This window comes from Roseobacter cerffii, assembly GCF_054226325.1.
In genome coordinates, this window is record NZ_CM135757.1 from 351,861 (window position 1) to 371,150 (window position 19,290).

21 protein-coding genes are annotated in these 19,290 nt (G+C 63.8%); 6 read left to right on the forward strand and 15 right to left on the reverse strand.

All coding sequences use genetic code 11. The annotated features are described in order from the left end of the window. Positions 1-29: 29 nt before the first annotated feature. The 3 genes from ACVC7O_RS01690 to ACVC7O_RS01700 all read right to left on the reverse strand — a co-directional run bounded on the left by ACVC7O_RS01690 (position 30) and on the right by ACVC7O_RS01700 (position 3,080). Positions 30-872, reverse strand: coding sequence for a carbohydrate ABC transporter permease (locus ACVC7O_RS01690; RefSeq protein WP_458324381.1), 843 nt, complete (start codon positions 870-872; stop codon positions 30-32). After that, positions 869-1,714, reverse strand: coding sequence for a carbohydrate ABC transporter permease (locus ACVC7O_RS01695; RefSeq protein ID WP_458324382.1), 846 nt, complete (start codon positions 1,712-1,714; stop codon positions 869-871). Before ACVC7O_RS01695 ends, ACVC7O_RS01690 begins: the two co-directional genes overlap by 4 nt. 97 nt (positions 1,715-1,811) lie before the next feature. Further along, positions 1,812-3,080, reverse strand: coding sequence for an extracellular solute-binding protein (locus ACVC7O_RS01700; protein WP_458324383.1), 1,269 nt, complete (start codon positions 3,078-3,080; stop codon positions 1,812-1,814). 297 nt (positions 3,081-3,377) lie between these two features. Here ACVC7O_RS01700 and ACVC7O_RS01705 point away from each other — a divergent pair, with 297 nt between their 5' ends. Next, positions 3,378-4,382 carry a LacI family DNA-binding transcriptional regulator gene (locus ACVC7O_RS01705; protein WP_458324384.1) on the forward strand — a complete coding sequence of 335 codons (1,005 nt, stop codon included), beginning with the start codon at positions 3,378-3,380 and terminating at the stop codon, positions 4,380-4,382. Between the two features lie 28 nt (positions 4,383-4,410). On the opposite strand, the gene ACVC7O_RS01710 is transcribed toward ACVC7O_RS01705, so the two are convergent. The 6 genes from ACVC7O_RS01710 to ACVC7O_RS01735 all read right to left on the reverse strand — a co-directional run bounded on the left by ACVC7O_RS01710 (position 4,411) and on the right by ACVC7O_RS01735 (position 8,856). Next, a complete protein-coding gene (locus ACVC7O_RS01710) occupies positions 4,411-5,157 on the reverse strand; it encodes an alpha/beta fold hydrolase (RefSeq protein ID WP_458324385.1) in 747 nt (248 codons plus the stop codon). Positions 5,158-5,374: 217 nt separating this feature from the next. After that, positions 5,375-6,943, reverse strand: coding sequence for a GMC family oxidoreductase (locus ACVC7O_RS01715; RefSeq protein ID WP_458324386.1), 1,569 nt, complete (start codon positions 6,941-6,943; stop codon positions 5,375-5,377). Positions 6,944-6,968: 25 nt separating this feature from the next. Continuing rightward, the gene (locus tag ACVC7O_RS01720) at positions 6,969-7,493 is read right to left on the reverse strand and encodes a twin-arginine translocation signal domain-containing protein (protein WP_458324387.1); all 525 of its coding nucleotides are present in this window, start codon (positions 7,491-7,493) and stop codon (positions 6,969-6,971) included. Between the two features lie 46 nt (positions 7,494-7,539). Beyond that, the gene (locus ACVC7O_RS01725) at positions 7,540-7,935 is read right to left on the reverse strand and encodes a VOC family protein (RefSeq protein WP_458324388.1); all 396 of its coding nucleotides are present in this window, start codon (positions 7,933-7,935) and stop codon (positions 7,540-7,542) included. Between the two features lie 100 nt (positions 7,936-8,035). Beyond that, positions 8,036-8,329, reverse strand: coding sequence for a ribbon-helix-helix domain-containing protein (locus tag ACVC7O_RS01730; RefSeq protein WP_458326015.1), 294 nt, complete (start codon positions 8,327-8,329; stop codon positions 8,036-8,038). Positions 8,330-8,466: 137 nt separating this feature from the next. After that, positions 8,467-8,856, reverse strand: a complete 390-nt coding sequence (locus tag ACVC7O_RS01735) for a GFA family protein (RefSeq protein WP_458324389.1) — start codon at positions 8,854-8,856, stop codon at positions 8,467-8,469. Between the two features lie 264 nt (positions 8,857-9,120). Here ACVC7O_RS01735 and ACVC7O_RS01740 point away from each other — a divergent pair, with 264 nt between their 5' ends. The 4 genes from ACVC7O_RS01740 to ACVC7O_RS01755 are packed head-to-tail and all read left to right on the forward strand — an operon-like array spanning position 9,121 to position 12,317. Next, on the forward strand, positions 9,121-10,608 hold the full coding sequence (locus ACVC7O_RS01740) for an FAD-binding protein (RefSeq protein ID WP_458324390.1): 1,488 nt from the start codon (positions 9,121-9,123) through the stop codon (positions 10,606-10,608). Continuing rightward, on the forward strand, positions 10,605-11,003 hold the full coding sequence (locus tag ACVC7O_RS01745; protein WP_458324391.1) for a hypothetical protein: 399 nt from the start codon (positions 10,605-10,607) through the stop codon (positions 11,001-11,003). Before ACVC7O_RS01740 ends, ACVC7O_RS01745 begins: the two co-directional genes overlap by 4 nt. Then, positions 11,000-12,046 carry a hypothetical protein gene (locus ACVC7O_RS01750; RefSeq protein ID WP_458324392.1) on the forward strand — a complete coding sequence of 349 codons (1,047 nt, stop codon included), beginning with the start codon at positions 11,000-11,002 and terminating at the stop codon, positions 12,044-12,046. Before ACVC7O_RS01745 ends, ACVC7O_RS01750 begins: the two co-directional genes overlap by 4 nt. Further along, a complete protein-coding gene (locus tag ACVC7O_RS01755) occupies positions 12,036-12,317 on the forward strand; it encodes a hypothetical protein (protein ID WP_458324393.1) in 282 nt (93 codons plus the stop codon). Before ACVC7O_RS01750 ends, ACVC7O_RS01755 begins: the two co-directional genes overlap by 11 nt. Before the next feature lie 6 nt (positions 12,318-12,323). On the opposite strand, the gene ACVC7O_RS01760 is transcribed toward ACVC7O_RS01755, so the two are convergent. Then, the gene (locus tag ACVC7O_RS01760; protein WP_458324394.1) at positions 12,324-12,623 is read right to left on the reverse strand and encodes a chorismate mutase; all 300 of its coding nucleotides are present in this window, start codon (positions 12,621-12,623) and stop codon (positions 12,324-12,326) included. 269 nt (positions 12,624-12,892) lie between these two features. Here ACVC7O_RS01760 and ACVC7O_RS01765 point away from each other — a divergent pair, with 269 nt between their 5' ends. Continuing rightward, the gene (locus ACVC7O_RS01765) at positions 12,893-14,434 is read left to right on the forward strand and encodes an ankyrin repeat domain-containing protein (RefSeq protein ID WP_458324395.1); all 1,542 of its coding nucleotides are present in this window, start codon (positions 12,893-12,895) and stop codon (positions 14,432-14,434) included. Between the two features lie 87 nt (positions 14,435-14,521). Here ACVC7O_RS01765 and ACVC7O_RS01770 read toward each other — a convergent pair whose 3' ends face one another. Genes ACVC7O_RS01770 through ACVC7O_RS01790 form a run of 5 tightly spaced genes read right to left on the reverse strand, consistent with a single transcriptional unit; the run spans position 14,522 to position 19,287 of the window. After that, positions 14,522-15,292: a LamB/YcsF family protein gene (locus ACVC7O_RS01770; RefSeq protein WP_458324396.1), complete on the reverse strand. Its 771-nt coding sequence runs from the start codon at positions 15,290-15,292 to the stop codon at positions 14,522-14,524. Next, positions 15,289-16,323 (reverse strand): 5-oxoprolinase subunit C family protein, encoded by a 1,035-nt coding sequence (locus tag ACVC7O_RS01775; protein WP_458324397.1) that lies wholly within the window; start codon positions 16,321-16,323, stop codon positions 15,289-15,291. Before ACVC7O_RS01775 ends, ACVC7O_RS01770 begins: the two co-directional genes overlap by 4 nt. Further along, positions 16,320-17,051 (reverse strand): 5-oxoprolinase subunit B family protein, encoded by a 732-nt coding sequence (locus tag ACVC7O_RS01780; protein ID WP_458324398.1) that lies wholly within the window; start codon positions 17,049-17,051, stop codon positions 16,320-16,322. Before ACVC7O_RS01780 ends, ACVC7O_RS01775 begins: the two co-directional genes overlap by 4 nt. Then, on the reverse strand, positions 17,041-17,979 hold the full coding sequence (locus ACVC7O_RS01785) for a hypothetical protein (RefSeq protein WP_458324399.1): 939 nt from the start codon (positions 17,977-17,979) through the stop codon (positions 17,041-17,043). Before ACVC7O_RS01785 ends, ACVC7O_RS01780 begins: the two co-directional genes overlap by 11 nt. Next, positions 17,980-19,287: a TRAP transporter large permease gene (locus tag ACVC7O_RS01790; protein WP_458324400.1), complete on the reverse strand. Its 1,308-nt coding sequence runs from the start codon at positions 19,285-19,287 to the stop codon at positions 17,980-17,982. Between the last annotated feature and the right edge of the window lie 3 nt (positions 19,288-19,290).

Genomic DNA, 19,290 nt, shown 5'->3' on the forward strand with positions numbered 1-19,290 from the left:
TAGGTTCCTTTTTCTGGTCGCCGCCCTCCTTAACGGTTGGCGATGCCCCACATGGCAAAGAGGTACTTGCGCACCGCAAAGATGAAGATCAGCGCGGGCACCACGAGGATGAAGCCACCGGCAAATTTCAGATGCAGCGGCGAGGTGTCGAGGTTCTGCAGCAGGAACGCGGTGAGCGTCCGGTTCTCGATGGTCAGCACGGCGGCCGCGAACACTTCGTTCCACGAGATCACGAAGGCGAAGATCGCCGAGGCGGTGATGCCCGGCAGGATCAGCGGTAGTACCACCTTGGTAAACGCCGTGAGCCGCGTGCATCCAAGGGTCCATGCCGCTTCTTCCAGCTCAATCGGGATGCCGGAGAAGAGCGAGAAGGTGATCAGCACCGCAAATGGAATGGCCAGTGTGGTGTGCACGAGGGCCAGCCCAAAGGCCGTGTCATCGAGCCCCGTCTGGATGAACATCACCGCGAGCGGCAGCGCCAGAAGGGGCAGGGGGAAGGCCCGCGTCAGCAGGATCAGGAGTCGAAACAGCCCCTTGCCCGGAAAATCGAAGCGCGAGAGCGCATAGCCTGCCGGTGCCCCGATGATGATTGACATCACCATAGTCATCGCCGCCACCAGCACCGAGTTCTTCAGCGCCGTCAGCATCCCCGCAAAGCCTGCGAAGAAGGTCAGGCTGCCGAGGTCGAACTCCGGCCAGAACGGCTTGGGGAAGCTGTTGACGGTTTCCGGAGACGACAGCGTGTTGATCAGCAGGAAGTAGATCGGCACGATCACCCAGGCGCAGAGGAAGACGACGGAGGCGATGTAAAGATACCGCCCGGCCGCCCCTGCATCTCCAGGGGCGACGTCTGTTGCAGTCGCATCGGTCATATCGTTGCTCCTTTCGGGACGCGCAGCACGCGCAGGATGACGAGGGTGAAGGCAATCGAGATGCCGAGGATGATCAGCGCCATCGCCGCCGCTGCTCCACTGTCGAGCAGGTCGAACTGATAGGCGTAGGTCTCACCCATGAGGACTGGGAAGAGCGTGCCGCCAAGCGCTGCGACCACCGCGAATATCTCGAAGGCCAAGATCACGCGCAGGACCAGCGCCGTCTGCAAGGAAGGCCGCAGCATCGGCAGGGTGATCCGCGTGAAGCGCTTCCAAGGCGAGGCCCCGAAGACCTCCGCTGCCTCGTAGTATTCCTTGGGGATAAGCCCGATGCCTGCCACGAGGATCACGAGCATGATCGCCGTTGCCCGCCAGATCTCGGCCAACGCAATGGCGAGGAAGACGATCCCGGGGTGTGTGTAGGACAGGAAGTTGACCGGCTGATCGACGATCCCCAACCCGCTCATCATCGAGTTCAGGAAGCCCGATTGCTCGAAGATCGCCAGCCAGATGATGCCCGCGGCGAGGTCAGAAATACCCAGCGGGATGGTCCAGATGTAGAGGACGATGTCGCGACCCTTCTGCATCCTATTGACCATCGTGGCCATCAGGAGGGCCAGCGCCAGCTGCACGGGCACCACCGCGGCGGCCAATAGCAGCGTGTTCTGCATGGAGATGGGGAACTTCCAGTAGGAGACGACCTCACGGAAGTTATCGAGGGTGAAGCCTGCGCCGGTGCTGAAGGCCTGTTTCGAAACAAGAACAAAGGGGTAGAGGAAAAACAGGCACAAGAACAGCGTGACCGGGAGGATCAGGACGTACGGAAGGATCCGGGCGTTCATGACGGCACTCCTGACTGGCGCATCCGCGCCACAAATGTGTTTTCAGAGGAGAGGATGTCCGGGCCCGGGAGGGCAGGCCCGGACGAGGCCTGAGCGGTTACTCGACCGGGCAGGCGCCTTCGGACGGCGCATCAGGGGCCCAGCACGGCGCGCCGGTCTCTTCCATGATGGCGGCCAGGCGCTTCTTCTGGTCTTCCAGCACGGCCTCGATGGGCTGACGGGCCAGGATGATCCGCTCGAAGGTGTCGACGAAGACCCGGTTGAAATCACCGCCCTTGTCACCAAGACCGGCAGGCAGCAGGCCGGGGTTCGCATCAGGCGCGCCGCTCATCTTGGCGACAGCCGCGCCTGCGGCTTGCACGGAAGGCGGCAGATCATCGGGCAATTCCACGTCTACAACGGGGAAGAAGCTGGTGGCCCGCAGGGTCGCGATCTGCGTCTCGGGCGAGAGCATGTACTTCACCAAATCCTTTGCCGCATCCATGTCGGGCGCGGTCTTGGGAATGGCGATGCCTGCGATCACCGGCATGAAGCCGCGCCCCGCCGGGCCTGCGGGTGCCGGGAAGGCAACAAAGTCGTCGGGCCGTTCATTGAAGGCCTGTGCGAGACGCGAGGTGTGGTCGAAGACGATCCATGCATCCCCAGACAAAAGCTGCTCCTGAAGGAAGGAGAAGTTGGTCGAGGCGGGGTTCGTATGCTCCCACAGCTCGGCGAATTTCTCCCAGGCGGTGACGGCCTCGGGTGACGCAAAGGTCCGCACCACGCCGTTGGTGTAGGAGGGATAGAGATAGCCTTGGAAGAACCGGTGCTTCAGCCCCTTCGGACCGGCCGGAAAGCCGAACTTCGGCGAGCCTGTGCCCTCGTGCACATTCGCCGCCCATGCGATCAGCTGGTCGTAGGTCAGGGCGTCGATATCCGCGCCCTCGGGCAGATACTCCAACGCTTGCTTGTTTGCGGCCATGATGTAGCTCGCCTGCATCCAGGGAATGTACTGCGGCTTGTCCGTGCCGAGCTGGGCAAGGCTGTTGAATGTGTCGCTTGCGGCGCTTACGCCCAGAGCGTCGAGATCAATCAGGTTCTCGGGGTCCATCGCCGAGAAATCCCCGTGCAGCGCCCCAAGCACGCCTATCGATCCAGACCCCGCTTGCAGCTCGGCGTTCAAACGTGTCAGCCAAGGGCCGCCATCGTTCGGTTGATAGTCAACCGTATCTCCGGCACCGGCCAGAACCTGCTCGCGCATTGCCTGGGCTTCCTCCACCGGCTTGGCCTGTGTCGACCAAAACAGCACGTCGGCCTGCACCACCGTGGCGCCCACCAGAACGGCGAGCCCGGATACGGCGCCCGCAATCTTCAATCGAAGGGTCATTTTTTCCTCCCCCTTGCGTTGTCTCTCCCTGCTCCGCGATCAGACGCGGGGCGCATGTGCGGGACGGATAGAGACGACATGACGTCCTTGCCCCGCAGTCTCGGTCGGCGACGTGACTGAACGCTGGGTCGCCATTCGATGGTTAATTTTGATATAACGTTATATCAGATGTCAATGTTTTTCTGCCCGTATGCCGTGCATGCGCGGAAAGCCATTGAGAAAATAACTGAAAATCATTGATGTTTTGCCCTGTTGGTGGAAGAATTTCGATATATCGTTTAATCATCTGGGCGTGGAATGGCAGGCAAACCGAAACTTGAAACCGTCGCTCGAGAGGCTGGCGTGTCCATCGCGACGGCCAGTCAGGTGATGCGCGGCGCGGGGCGAATCTCGGAAAAGACCCGCACCAAGGTGCTCAAGGCTGCGCAAAAGCTTCACTACGTGCCGGACAACCGTGCGGCCTCGATGCGATCCGGCCAGAACCGTGAAATCGGCTTTGTGATCAACAAGATCTCCAATCCGTTCAACGCCGAGGTGATCAGCGGAGTGAGCGATCTTCTGGAAGCGGATGGTTACCTCGTGTCTGTGCTCGACGCGCGCGATGACCCCGACCGCCAGGGCCGTCATATCGATGCCTTCATCCGCAATGGCCGTGGTGGGTTGCTCTGGGTGCCAGCCGAGCAGACGCCGCAGAAGACATTCGAGTTGCTCGCCGCCCATCGCATTCCAACGGTCACCTTCCTGCGCCGTCCAGAGGCGAGCGGGTTCGATCATGTGGGCATTCGCAACGCCGAAGCGACGGCGCAGGCGACGAATCATCTGGCGGACCTTGGGCACCGACATATCGCGTATCTCGGAGGTGAGGAGCTGACCGCCGTGCGGCGCGAACGCATTGCCGGATACAAGACGGTCATGGCCGACCGTGCGCTTGGTACGCCCGTCATCTGGGATTCAAACGACATCAAGCAGGCAGGGATGCAGGCGATGATAGCGCTGCGGGCGGCCCATCCCGAAACCACGGCAGTCGTCTGCAACGGCGATATCGTTGCCCTTGGCGCCTGCCACGGCATTCGGCGGATGGGGTTGCAGCCGGGCAAAGAGGTCTCGGTGGTGGGGTTTGACGACATCCCCGATGCCGCCGTGGCGACACCGCCGCTCACCACGATGGCGGTCTCGCCTTATCAGCTCGGCCGACGCCTCGCGCGAGTGATGCTCGAACGGCTGTCGGAACCTGCCGGGCCTGCGTCGGTCTCCGAGGTCTCGGCTGAACTGGTTCTGCGCGCGACCACGGGTCCGATCTGATGTGTTCTCCCTGCGGCCTGATCGGGCTTTAGCGCAACCGCTTCTGAAGAAACGCATCGATCGCCTGCCGCAACCCTGATGGGTTGTCCCAGTGCAGCATATGCCCGCCTAGCAGTGTGACATGCTCCGCAGTCGGCACCTGCTGCGCAATTAGGGCAGCGCCTCCATGGGTGGCGCGGTTGTCGCGCCCCGTGATGACCAGTGTCGGCGGGGTGATGTGTTTAAGGTGAACCCGGCCATCATAGTGCAGCGCCGCGTCGAGTGCGGCGGAGAGGCTGGCCTTTGAGTGTCGTGTCAGCTGGACGCGCAACTCCTGCCGCGTCGCCTCCGGCTGGCCCATCCCTGACAGCCAGGCCACCGCCTTGGGGGACAGGTTCGACAGCATACGCGCGGCGATCCAAGCTGACCATCTCTTGAGCAGGCTGTCGCGCACCGTTGGCACCGCCTCGACGAGGATCAGCGCCGCAATGCGATCCGGGGCACGCACGGCGATCTCCAACGCGACCATCCCGCCCAGCGAATGACCGATCAGAATGCAGCCAGGCGGTATCTCAGCAAGCAGCGCTCCGGCAAATGCTTCAACTCGCGGCGGGCTGATCGGGGCGGCGGTGCCGTGACCGGGCAGGTCCGGCGTCCGCGCATGCGGCAGGTCTCGGGTTATCTCCCGCCACGTGCTTGCCGAAAGGCCCGCGCCATGAATCCAAAGGCTTGGGTGGTCATTTAGTCCCCGAGAACTGGTCGGGTGACCGGATTCGCTGTGGCCTTCGGGTTGCATCGTACCTCCGCGTCTCCCATTGCCGCCCAATTTGCCCAAGCCTAAAGGCAAGCGGAACCCCTCGGCGTCAAACCGCGACAGCCGGATGATAGATTCTTGCGGCGCCGAAGAGTTTGGGGAGACGGTCGAAACTCCTGAGTTGCGATGACCAAAATCGGCGCGCCTCAAATGAAAACGGGCGCCCGTGTCGGGCGCCCGCCTCCAGAGTGTTGTCGCCTTACAGTGTCTGCGCAGACAGCTCTCGCGCCAGATGGTCCGCCTGCCGGATTGCCAGCGCCACGATGGTCAGTGTCGGATTTTCCGCAGCACCCGTCGTGAACTGCGAGCCGTCCGAGATGAACAGGTTCTTGATGTCATGGGTCTGGCCCCATTTGTTCACCACCCCATCACGCGCATTCTCCGACATCCGGTTGGTGCCGAGGTTATGCGTCGACGGGTACGGCGGCGTCGGGAAGGTGCGGGTGGCGCCCACCGCATCGTAAACCGCCGCGCCCTGCTGGAACGCATGATCGCGCATCGCCCGGTCGTTCGGGTGGTCGCTGTAGTGCACGTTGGCCACTGGCATGCCGTATTGGTCTTTCACAGCGTGGTTGAGTGTGACGCGGTTGGTCTCCTGCGGCATGTCCTCGCCCACGATCCACATGCCTGCCATGTTCTCGTACTGATCGAGCGCTGATGTGAACTCGCGGCCCCAGGCGCCCGGATCGAGGAAAGCGGCCATGAAGGGCAGGCCGAGGCTGAGTGTTTCCAACTCGTATCCGCCAACAAACCCGCGTGACGGATCATGACGAGATTCATCCTGGATGATCCCCGCCATGGTCGTGCCGCGCCACATCTTCACGGGCTGGTCGAAGACCGCATAGACCGAGCCCGTGAGGTGCCGCATGTAGTTGCGCCCGACCTGCCCAGAGCTGTTGGCCAACCCATCGGGATACATGGAGGTAGCGGAATTGAGCAGCAACCGGGGGCTCTCGAACGAGTTCCCCGCCACGCAGACCACGCGCGCCATCTGCTTCTGCTCATTGCCGTCCGCATCGGCGTAGACAACCCCGTTCACGAGGCCATCGTCGCCATGCTCGATGCGCAGCACATGGGCGCGCTCGCGCACTTCCAGATTGCCGGTCGCCTCGCCTTGCGGAATATCGGTGTAAGCCGCCGACCACTTCGCGCCCCACTTGCAGCCCTGGAAACAGAAGCCAGTCTGTTGGCACATCTGCCGGTCGCCATCAGCGCTGTTGATCGCCATGCGGCCTGTATGCACTTGCTCGTATCCCAGCGCCTTCGCGCCCGCCTCGAAGACCTTGTAGTTGTTGTTACCCGGCAGGCCCGCGTTGCCGTTGGTGCGCGTGACGTTCAGCTTCTTCTCAGCCAGATCGTACCACGGGTCCATCTCCTCGGCGTCGATAGGCCAGTCGAGCAGGCTCGCGCCCTGTACGTTACCGTATGTCTCCGCCGCCTTCCACTCATGCGGCTGGAACCGCAGCGAGGCGCCCGCCCAATGGGTGGTGGTGCCGCCCACCGCCTTGACGATCCACGCAGGCAGGCCGGAAAAGTCCTTCGCCACCCGCCAGTCACCGGACGTCGTGCGCGGGTCGAGCCAAGACAGTTGACCAAAGGCCTCCCACTCGTCGTTCACATAGTCCTCGGGCAGGTACCGCCCGCCCGCTTCCAACGCGACGACGCTCACGCCCTTCTGGGCCAGTTCATTTGCCAGCACGCCGCCGCCCGCGCCCGTGCCGATCACCACGACGACCGATGCGTCACTCAATTCAAAAGGTGCAGCCATAATCTCTCTCCTCCCAGGCTATGGCTCAAAGCCAGGTTATGTCGTCAAAACCACGGTCCAGATAGCCGCCCTGGCTGAAGGACTCGCCCTCATAGCCAAAGATCGGCCAGACCGCTTTCTGGTTGTAGAGGCCCGTGACGAGCCCGCCGCGCACCTTCTGGAAGAACGGGCTTTCCTCGATCTGGCGCAGCAGATCGACCCGGTCCCGCTCCCAGCCGATGTCGAGATAGCTGCCGTGGCCCTTGCCTTGCGCAGCAGCGTCGAGCATCGCGACCCCCGCCTCGACCTCCTCCGCAGCCTCCGCCGTATCATAACCCTTCACCGCGACGACGTAGAACTCATCGCCTACCCGGTCGTGCGGATAGATGTCCCGTGCCATCTGCACGAGCGTTGCCATCGTGCGCGGCTGCAGGGCGCCGGTTTCTGTCGCCCAGGCTGCATCAGCGCCGGCGAGGTAGCCTGCGCCGACGACAAATGCGCTTCCGGCTGCCGCGCTGTGTTTCAGCAGCTGGCGTCGGGTCATCGCCCTTGGCTTGCTTGATCTGTTCATTGAGTCTCCTCCCTCAAATCCTGAACATATGCGAGCGCCTGCGCGCTCAGAGAAACCGACCGCTGCGCTCCAGAACTTCGATCTGGTAGCCATCCGGGTCGGCGACGAAAAAGAACTTGCCCACCAGCTTCCCGTCGGGCGCAAATTCGACAATCTTGCGGGGTTTGAGGCCAGCCGCTACAAAGCGCGCGTGCTCGGCCTCGAGGCTCTCGACCGAGACAGCCAGATGTCCGTATCCATCGCCCAGATCATACGGGTCCGTACGGCCCTTATTGACGGTCAGTTCGACCTCGAAAGGCACTTCCGAATTGGACAGGTAGACAAGTGTAAAATCTGTGAAGTCCAGCCGATCCGCGATCTCCAGCCCAAAAGCTTCGCGATAGAAGGCAACCGACTTTTCCTCGTCGAGCACACGGATCATGCTGTGGATGGCTTTGGCCAAAGCGACCTCCCCTGGTTCATTTGCTGATCGTCTCAGCAAATCACTGGGGGCCGCGCGCGGGTAGTAACCCGCTACTACGTCACCGGATTTTGAAGCAGAGCTATTCTGCTGCCAGGTGCGTCACGTCCTGGTCGGTCTTCCGGTCCAGGAAGACAAGGCAGGCGCAGCGCAGCAAGGACGAGAAATTCTTCGGCTCGCCGCGCTGCTCCAGCACCTCGCTGTGCAGCGTCGAGATGAAAGCCGGGGTCGACATTTCGTTCATTTCTGCGATCTCGTCGAGGATACTCCAGAAACTGTTTTCGAGCCGGATGCTGGTGCTTTGTCCGTTCAGCCGCAGCCGACGGGTTTGCAGCTGGTACCGGCTCGGATCTTGGCTGGCAAAAATCTTGCACATTGTGGTGTCCTCCCGCGCGACGCGCATCCGGGCACCGCGTCTACTGCGGGCGGCCCGGGTCACGTTTTTCTTATGACTTTGCAGTCGAAGTATAGGGGGCAGACCGCGTTATGTTGAGTCCTCAATTGGTCGCGGGTTCAGGTGGCGATATGTACTTTCCACCACTTCGGGCGCGGGGTCACATAGGAATGCGCTCCGGGCGCAAACTCCTTGTAGTGGGCCTTGTCGAAGGCACCGAGCAGCAGAGCCACGATCGGATCATCGTCGATGGCACCGATGCTGCTGCCGCAGGCCGGGCAAAATGCGCGTGACGAGGCCTTGGATGAACGGTAGGTCGCAGGCGCGCCACCCGCGCCCGTCCAGCGCACTCGATCCGCTGGAAGCTCGACCCAGACCGCTGTCAGCGCTCCGCTGTGACGTTGGCACATTCGGCAGGAACAGCTATGCGGCTTCGCGATGGGCCCCGTCACCTCGAACCTGATGGCGCCACACAAACATCCGCCTTCATAGATCCGTGGCTTTGCCATAGGTCGTATCCTCCCGATCAATTGCGTCAACGCGACATTGCCGGACAGACTACCCGTTCCAGCCTCCTGGCAAAGCGGGAACGTGACCGGACCGTTAAGAATGGGGTCGCGATGCGGGGCGCTGCCAATGATTTGCGCGCGTGTCGTGCGCTGCACCCCACAGAGATTTTGTGGCTCGCCATACGATCTTTTTAGACGGGGCACGATTTCAACGGTAGGTTGGCGCGCAGGTGTTGGTACGATTATTTGAAGAAAGAGTTTGATATGAAGACATTTGGCAGACGCGCGGTGCTCTTGGGCAGCGGCGCGGTGATCGGGGCCGTGGCGGCCCGCACCTTCGACAACGATCTGACGCGCATCGCCCCGCGCCTCGTTTCAGAGACGGCACCCTCCGAGACCACATTGAACGATGCGAGCGAGCTCAGTGCCACGCCGGTGCATAAGCATATCGTCATGGCCGAGGACCCGACCGCCGCACTGGTCAAGCGGCTGCGCGCCGAAATGACCGAGGCCAGAGCTGAAGGGCGCCCTGTCAATGTCGGCGCAGCGCGGCATTCGATGGGCGGGCAGGCGATCCCGCGCGCGGGTCATGCGATCACCTTCGACAATGGCTTTGTCGAAATCGACAGCGCCGCCCAGAGCTACCGCGCCCACGCAGGCGCCCGCTGGTCGCAGGTGATTGCGGCGCTTGACCCGGTGGGGCTCTCGCCGCAGGTGATGCAGTCGAACCACGATTTCGGAATTGCCGCGACCTTCTGCGTGAATGCCCACGGCTGGGCGGTGCCTTTCGGCCCTATGGGCGCCACCACCCGCGCCATCGAGCTGTTGCTGCCCGACGGCGATCTGGTCCGCTGCAGCCGCGATGAAAACCCCGAGCTCTTCGCCATGAGCATGGGTGGCTACGGTCTCACCGGCGTGATCATCGCCATGGAGGTCGCGGCCGAGCCGAACCTGCGCCTGAATCCGTCTTTTGAGAAGATGCCCGCAGACGCCTTTGGCGACGCCTTTGTCAAAGCCGTTACCGACCCAGAGGTGAATATGGCCTACGGTCGGCTGAACGTGGATCACGATGCGTTCTTCGAAGAGGCCTTCATGGTCACCTATCGCCCCAGCGCAGATCAGTCCGATCTGCCGCCCGCGTCCGGCTCTGGCTGGGTGTCGCGGCTTGCGAGCCGCGTCTATCGCACGCAACTCGGCAGTGAACGAGGCCGCAAACTGCGCTGGAGCTTCGAGACCGGCCTCGGCCCGATGGTCGGCGGTGGCGCCAGCACCCGCAACTCGCTCATCAACGAGCCGGTGGTGACGCTGGACGATCGCAACCCGCAGCGCGTCGATATCCTCCATGAATACTTCGTCTCGCCCGCACGCTTCCCGGAGTTCCTGCAGCTCTGCCGCGATATCATCCCAGCCTCCTACCAGGAGTTCCTGAACGTCACCCTGCGCTACATCGACACCGATGCGGAGAGCTGGCTCAGCTATGCCACTGAGCCGCGCATCGCCGCAGTCATGTCCTTCAGCCAGGAAAAGACCGCGCGTGCCGAGGCGGATATGCAGCGCATGACGCGCGCGCTGGTGGGCGCTATAACCGAGATCGGTGGCAGCTATTACCTGCCCTACCGTCCGCACCCCACACAGGCGCAACTCGTTGCGGCCTACCCGCGGGCGGTGGACTTCGCCGAGGCCAAACGGACACTGGACCCCGGTCTGCTTTTCCGTAGTAATTTCTGGGACAGCTATCTGGAGACCCTGTGACCCACCTGCAAAAGATCTGCCTGGGCTACTTTGTCGTCCTGATGGCGGCGGCATCGCTGAACTACATCCCGGGGCTGACGGACGAGGCGGGGCTCGCCTTCGGCATCTTCGCCCTCGACATCTTCGATGACGCGCTGCACGTGGCCTCCGCGCTCTGGGCGCTTTACGCCGGGCTGCGGTCTCATGCCGCCGCCCGGTTCTTCCTGATCGTCTTCGGAGCCCTCTATCTTGGGGATGGCATCTTCGGGTTCTTCACCGGCTATGGCTATCTCGATCTCGGCATCTTCACCAATGCATCCGCGGGCCTGTCGTTCACCTTTCTGCGGCTGGCCGCAAACCTCCCGCATCTGGCTCTGGGCGCCTTCGCCCTCTGGGCGGGGCTGAGGCGCGCGTGATCCGGACGTTTGGCCGCTGGCTCGGGCGCGTCCTTCTGGTGCTTCTGCTCAGTGTTGCCGGCTTGCTTGCGCCGGTGGCGTACACCGAGCTCGCCTGCCGTGGCGAGGCGGCGCCCGAGCCCTATGACGCGATCCTGCCGCCCGAGCATCACCGGGCCGAAAGCCGGACCTATCTGACCTATCCCGAATGGCACATCGTGCACGCTTATGATGACTACGCGCAGGTGATCGCCACGGACGATCCGCACACCTTCGGCTTTCTGCGCAGCATCACTGGGTTCTGGTCCACCCTCTGCGACGTGACCCGCGTCGCCAGCGCCCATGGCGGCGTGCCGGGTGAGACCAAGCAGATGGTCTATGTGATCGGCGTCAGCTTCACCGCCGAGCTGCTAATGAAAGCCGCCTATGAAGAAACGCTGGGACGCATAGCCACCGTCCTGCGTGGCTCTGAACGTACGCCGCTTGACGACCTCTCCGCTGATCAGGCGCGCCGCTACGCCACCTTCCTTCAGCAAGTGCCATGGTACCGCTGGGATTTCGCCACTGACGCCGAAGCGCTTGGGGCCGCCGCAACGGACGCGCTGCGGGATCGTGAACGACGCATCGCTCTGGGGCTGGAGTATGGCGCCAAGGCCGCCTACGCCCAAGTTATCGCCGCAGCAGTGGAGAGCGTTGGGGCGGATGACTTGACCCTGCGCATGGTCCTCACGGGGTATCCGGGGCAGGGTGAAGAGGGGCTGGAAGTCATCGCGGTGCGGGACGAAGGGCTCGAGGTCCAGACGATCCGCTACCGTGCGCTCACGCATCTGCTGCAGGACCTCGCGTCGCGTGGCGTCGATTTTGTCGAAATTGCAGGGAATGATGATATCATGCTCACCGTGATCAGCGCGGCCCCCACATTCGATGATGCGCAAAGCACCCTGCGACGGCAAGGCTATAACGACTATCGCCATCTCGTCGGCCTGAAGGTGCGCGACCTAGGCGCACGCCTGCGCCAGTACCAGCAGGACGGCACGCGCGTGGAGCATATCCATGATTACTAGGGTGATGCTGGGCCTCTGCTGCCTGTTCACCGGATGGATCGCCGTACTCGCCGCGGTCATGCTCGTGCCGAAATCGGCGCCCGCAGCTCTGGTGCCCGCCGCCCTGCCGGGCTTTGCCGAGGCGCTGCCCGAGACGATTTCCATTGTGGAACAGACAGCGTTGGGAACAGTGCTGACGGGAGAGGACGCGGATCTGGTGCGCGCGCTCTATCGCGCTGGTGCTGTCATCGTGCTGCCGGCCGGGCTTGCGGGCTGCGCACCGCTGGGTTGAGTGTGGTCAGGCGTCCAGCTCCACCTCTTCGCGTGTGATGGACCACTCGATAAGGTCCCGCCAGATCTGCTCCGCCAGAGCGGGGTCGAGACCTTGCACAGCAGCCCGGTCGCGCACGTTTCGGACCACCTCTTCCACCCGGTCGGTGATGCGCGCAGGTAGACCCACGCCCTTCTTGATCTCGGCGGCGCGGTCGATATAGCGGCTGCGCTCGGCCAACAGGTCAATCAGGGCGGCGTCGATCGCGTCGATCTGAGGGCGCAAGATGGCCATATCGGCGCACAGATCGGGTGGGGTTCGGGTCATCTCGCCATGTCCTTTGCGCAGCTGCCAACACCTCCGCTCGTTCTAACCAGAGGTTGAAGGGGTCACAAGCCGCAGGTCTGCGGCATCTCGCCCGGCGGCGATTGTGGCTTGGCAGCGACGTGGCGCGCAGGCTAGGATACCGCTGCCGCAAGGGGCGGCACCCAGGTTCGCGGACAGCCGTCATCGGCACCCCTCACAGTACCAGACGGACACTTTGGTGTTTCTCATGCCCGACCAAGCGGACCACAGGGCCAGATGTGAGGAAACCCATGACCATATCTCTTGACCAACTGCGCCGTGATGCCAAGGCGCTTCGCAAAGCCTACGAGGCGGGAGAGACCTATGCCCGCCAGCGGGTGGCCAACTATCCGCCGCGCCCGGAGGGCGTGGCGCTCAAACACGCGGACTTCCTGCATGTGATTGCCCGCGAGGCGCGGTTCGAAAGCTGGCCCGCGCTCAAGCTTGCGGCCGAGCTGCAGGGACTCGACCGCGCCGCGCGACAGCAGCGGCTGAAGATCGCCGTCTTCGAGGGTCAGGTCCATGTGATCGACCGGCTGCTGGCCGATACGCCCGACCTTACGGACGGGCTGCTCGGTCTGCAGATCGCGCTCTATGATCAGGCGGCGGTCGAAGCGGCCCTGGCGCGGGACGCAGGCGCGGCAACCACGCCGTTGGGCCCGCGCACGCCCATCTGTCATCTGGCCTTCTCCGGCTACATCCATCACCGCCCCGACCTGGCGCCGCAGATGATCGCCATCGCGGAGCTGTTGGTGGCCCATGGCGCCAGCGTGAACGACTCCATGCCCGTCGCACCCGAGAACGACCACCAGCTCTCTGCCCTCTATGGCGCGATTGGCCATGCGAACAACATGGTGCTGGGGCGCTGGCTGTTGGAGCAGGGGGCTGATCCGAACGACGGCGAGTCGCTCTATCACGCGACCGAGCTGGGGCATCATGAGGGGCTGCGAATGCTGCTCGAACATGGTGCGGACCCGGCAGGGACAAATGCGCTGCTGCGCGCGATGGACTTCGAAGATGTCGAGGCGGTCAAGATGCTGATCGCCGCCGGGGCCAAGCCCAGCGAGTTCAACGGTGCCCATGTGGGCGGCGAGCGTCCGTGGGTCATTCCGGCGCTGCATCAGGCCGCGCGGCGGATGTGCGGGCCTGAGATGATCGAGATGTTACTCGCGGCGGGCGCTGACCCGGAAGAAGTGTTCGAGGGCTGCTCAGCCTATGCCTACGCGCGGGTCTTCGGCAACGAGGCGCTGACACGGGCCATCGAGGCCCGGACAGCGCCGCCCGCGCTCAGCCCGGTGGAAGAGCTGCTGGCCGCTGCCGCCGCGGGCAGAAGCACCGAGGGCGCCAAGCTGGACCCAGCCGATCTGCCGGACGCCTATCGCAATATCATCCGCATGATCCTGCATTTGCCGGGCAAGCTCGATCACATCAAGCGGCTGGTGGCGCTTGGCGTACCCTTCGATCTGCCGGATGCCGAAGGGTTGACCCCGCTGCACGTGGCGGGCTGGGAAGGGTTGCCCGAGGTGATGCGCTACTTCATGGATCTGGGCGCTGATCTGGAGCACCAGAATGGCTATGGCGGTACGCTGCTCTCGACCATCCTGCATGGCTCGGAGAACTGTCCGCAGCGAAGAGACCGCGACCACGCCGCCTGCCTGACCCGCGCACTTGAGGCCGGCGTGCCGCTGCCGCGCCGGGCGGCAGACCTGGCGGGGGTGCCGGAACTCGCGGACATTCTGGCGGACTGGTCAGAGCGTCACCCTGAGCAGGTTGTGAACGGCGGCCCGGTCTAGGGCGGTCCGGCTCTGGCCGAGTCCCGCGCATCGCCGTTTGGGTTCGCACGACCGGCGATCTGCGGGTCTGTGCTCACTCGACTTGTGTCACGCCGTCCGCCCGTCGAACTGCGTGACGGTCACACCTGCCGCTTCCAAAGCTCCCCGTACGGAGCGGGCGATCTGCACCGCTGTAGGCGTATCGCCGTGCAGGCAAATGGTGTCGATCCCTGTGTCGATCCGCTTGCCGGATGCGGTCAGGATCGCGCCCGCCTGCACCATCTCGACCATGCGTTGCCCGGCAAGCTCCGGGTCGTGGATCACCGCGCCCTCAAGGCTACGGTCCACCAGCGTGGCATCCTCGTTGTAGGCGCGGTCGGCGAAAATCTCGCCGGCAAAGGCGCAGCCCAAGGCGCGCACGGCCTGTTCTTGCGCAGTCGCGCAGAGCACCATGACGATCAGGTCGGGATCGACCGACAGCGCCGCCTCATAGCAATCCCGCGCCAGCGCCTCGTCTTCGGAGGCCATATTGGCCAAGGCGCCGTGCAGCTTCAGATGCCGGACACGCCCTCCCAGCGCGCGGGCCACCCCGACAGAGGCGGCCACCTGAAAGCGGATCAGGTCCTGTAACTCAGCGCGCGGGATAGTCAGACGCCGCCGTCCAAAGCCCTGCAGATCCGCAAAACCCGGGTGCGCGCCGATGCCGACGCCGTTTTCCATCGCGATCCGCATGGTCTGCGCCATCACCGACGGGTCACCCGCATGGGCGCCGCAGGCGATGTTCGCGGAGGTGACGGTCTGCAGGAGGGCCGGATCATCGCCCATGGTCCACGGCCCGAAGCTCTCGCCCATATCGGCGTTCAGATCTACACGGGTCATTGTGGCTCTCCTGTCATGGCAAAAGGGTCGGCGGTGGCCGAGACCGCGCCGCTCACGAGTTGATAGCTTAGCAGATCGGCGATCTCACGCGGGTCACGGACCAGCGGTTTGATGCGCGACGGCAAGGCTTTGATCGCCGCCCGCGCGCGGGTTTCGATGTCGATGGCCTCCCCCAGAGAGACCCATTCAAAGCGCAACTCGGTTCCTGCGGCGGCCTGCGCGACCATCGGCAGATCTGCGGCGATGACCGTTCCGATCCGGGGATAACCACCGGTAGTCTGGCTCTCGCACATCAGCACATAAGGCGCGCCGTCGCCGGTGACCTGGATATCGCCGGCGGTGATGACTTCGGAAACGATGCTCAGCCCGCCGTCCGCGTGGAAGCCTTCCCCCTCCATATCCAGCCGCACGCCTTGCCGGTTCGCACGGGGGTCACGGCGAAAGAGCGTCTTACAGAAACGCGCGCGGGTGTCCGCGGAAAACAGCTCCGACTGAAACGATGGCAGAACACGGATCACACCGCCGCTCAAACGATCGTCTGGTGTGAGGAACAGACCCGACCGCGCCGTGCTCGGGCTGATCGGCAAGCTATCCCCGGCCTGCAGCAGCTTGCCAATCCCTGCAGTCAGATGCGCCGAGCGCGCGCCCATCTCGAGCGTTGTGTCGAAGCCGCCCGCCACATGCAGATAGCCATAGGTGCCCGCCCGCACGCCACCGATCACCAGCTTGGCCCCTGCGGGCAACGCGTGACTGGCATTCCAGATGAGCGGTGCGCCATCCAACGTTGCGGTCATCTCGGCGCCGGTGAGTGCGATGACGGTGTCGACATTGGCCTCGAAGGTGCCGCCAAACCCCATCATCTCCACCGCGGCGCAGTCTGGCGTCTGACCGAGCAGGGCCGCTCCTTCGTGCAGCGCAAGCAGATCCACCGCGCCGCCGCGCGTCAGACCCTTGGCCAGGTAGCCGCTGCGCCCGAGGTCTTGCAGGCTAAGCGCGGGCCCGGCACTCAGGATGGCCAAAGCACCGCTCATGCCAGCGCCTCGCGCTCGGCGGCGCCATAGCTTTCGGATGCGGTCAGTTTGTCGAAGGTCACGCGGTCGATGGCAGGAAAAACCAACTCGTCCCCGGGCGAAAGCGCAAAAGGCACATCTGCCTGTTGGTCGAAATTGCGAAAGGCGGTCTGGCCCACATGCCGCCAGCCTGTCGGCGTCGGCCCGGTGAAAATGATCAGCTGCCGGATCGCAGTGACGAGCGCGCCGCGCGGTACGCTCTTGGTCAGACCCTGCTGGCGCGGGATGTTCCAGATCTCTGGTAGCTCCCCCAGATAGGGCTGGCCCGGCGCAAACCCTAATGTCAAAACGCGTACCCGCGCGGTCGAAAGCTGCCGGATCGCCTCGTCGGGATCGAGCCCGGCGACCTCCGCCGCCTCTTCCAGCTGCGGTGCAAGGTCGGTGCCATAGACCGTTGGCACATGCCACAGCGTGCGACCGCCGGGCAGCGGGGCCGCAAACCAGTCTTCCCGCGCCAGCAGAGCCCGCAGCCGGTCTTCGACCGTTTCGGCGGGCACGGTCACCAGATCGACGGCCACGAAGACCGAGACGAGCGTCATCATTGTCTCGCTCACCTCCGGCCAACCCTCGGCGTCAACGGCGCTGCGGAAGGCCAAAGCCGCCCGGTTGGCAGGCTCGCTCATCCGGTCGCCGAAGCTGACCAGCAGGCCCGTGAGACCGACGCGTCTGATGGTGAGGCTATGCGTCATACGCGGGTGCCAGCCGGTAGAGCGGCGAGAGCAGGATCGGCGTGAGATACATCGGGAGCTGCCAGCAGGCCACGAAGATCATCACCGGCGCCATGATCTCGGGCGGCAGGGTGACGAGAAAGAGCGCGATATTCCGGTTGCCCGCGGCCAACGCCAGCGGCCCGCTCACGTGTGCCAGCGTTGTACCCCGCAAGACGAGCAGCGCCAGACCCTGTAGCCCAAAGGACAGCCCAAAAGCGGCCATGGCCCAGAGCAGCGCGGCAAGCGGATCGCTGCGCAGCACGGGGCCAAGCGCGGCCATCAGGCCTACGACGATCACAGCAAAGAAGAACACCGACGCCCCATCCATCGCCTTGGTTTGGGCAGGGCTTGCCACCGGCAAGAGCCAATGCCGCAACAGAAAGCCGAGCGCCGCAGCGCCGAGGATGATCAGCAGCGCGCGCAGCCCGACGCCGAGCAGGAAGTAGACGTCGACGACCACCGGCACGGCCACCAGGACCGGCAGCAGCGTCAGGGGAAAGAGCGCAGTCCCGAGGACAAGAAACTGCATCATGCGCCCCGGATCCTGTCGCAGAATGATCGCCAGCGAGGCCCCGCCCGCGATGGTCGGTGCGGCTGAGGCCAGCACCAGCGCCAGCACCACAGGCGTGCCGCCCAGCCCGCTCAGACGCGCGACCCCGGCCACTGCCAGCGGCACCACCAATTGCAGCACCAGCACCGCAGGCAGGCTCCACCGCAGATCGCTGAGCGCACCAAAGGCCGCACGATGCCCGATCCGAAAGGCGGTGATCACCAACAACACGGCCACCATCTCTGGCAGCCATGGCGCCATCGCGGCGGCGACCCCGGGCAGGGCGATCCCGGCCAGAAGGCCGAGGATCAGCAGGGTGCGAGAGTACGTGGCGCATAAGCTCAGGGCCCAGAGCATCTAAGGCGTGTTTCGGATATTGTCCGGCAACCAGGTGGCGATGCCAGGGAACCAGATCAGCACAAAGACCATCAGCACCATGATCAGGAACATCGGCAGCGCGGCCTTGGTGATGTACCCCATCTCGTGGCGGGTCATGCCCTGCAGCACGAAGAGGTTGAAGCCGATGGGTGGTGTGATCTGCGCCATCTCGACGACAACCACGACGAAGATACCGAACCAGATCAGGTCGATCCCTGCCTCGCGCACCATGGGCTCGACAATCGCCATGGTCAGCACCACCGCCGAGATCCCGTCGAGGAACATGCCGAGGATGATATAGAAGACGAGAAGCGCCATCAGCAGCTCGAATCGCCCCAACTCCATCGCCGCGATATTGTCGGCGAGCGCGCGGGGCAGGCCGGTGAAGCCCATCGACAATTTGAGGAAGGCAGCACCCGCAAGGATCAACGCGATCATGGCACTTGTCCGCATCGCGCCCATCAGGCTCGCGCGGAAGGTGGTAGGCGTCAGCGACCCCTGCGCCGCTGCGAGCACCAGTGCGCCGATCACGCCAATCGCCGCCGCTTCCGTTGCCGTCGCATAACCGCCGTACATCGAGCCGATCACGACTGTGATGAGCATCAGCACCGGCAGCAGGAAGCGAGAGTTCCGCAGCTTTTCGGCAAAGCTCAGCCCGGTGTCCATCTTCGGGTTCCATGAAGGTGAGACCTTCGAGACAATGGCGACATAGGCCATGAACATCCCGGCGAGGATCAGCCCCGGGAAGACGCCTGCAAAGAAGAGCTTGGTGATGCTTTCGTTTACGGTCACGCCATAGACGATGAGCGCAATCGACGGCGGGATCATCAGCCCCAGCGTGGCCGCGCCGGCCAGCGTGCCGATCACCATCTTCTCGGGATACTCCCGCGCGCGCAGCTCCGGGATGGCCATCTTACCTACCGTTGTCAGCGTGGCCGCCGAGGACCCCGAGACAGCGGCAAATATCGTGCAGGAGACAATATTCGTATGCACCAAACCGCCAGGCATCCGCGCGAGCCAGGGCGACAACCCCTTGAACATGTCTTCAGAGAGCCGCGTGCGGTAGAGGATCTCCCCCATCCAGATGAAGAGCGGCAGGGCGGTGAGCGTCCAGCTCGACGACGACGCCCAGATCGTGGTGATCATCGTGTCGCCCACGGGCCGCGTGGTGAAGAGCTCCATCCCCACCCAGGCCACGCCCATCAGCGCCAGGCCAACCCAGACGCCCGTGCCCAGCAGCAGGAAGAGGACAATCAGGAAAAGTATGATCGCGTAAAGTTCGGTCATGAC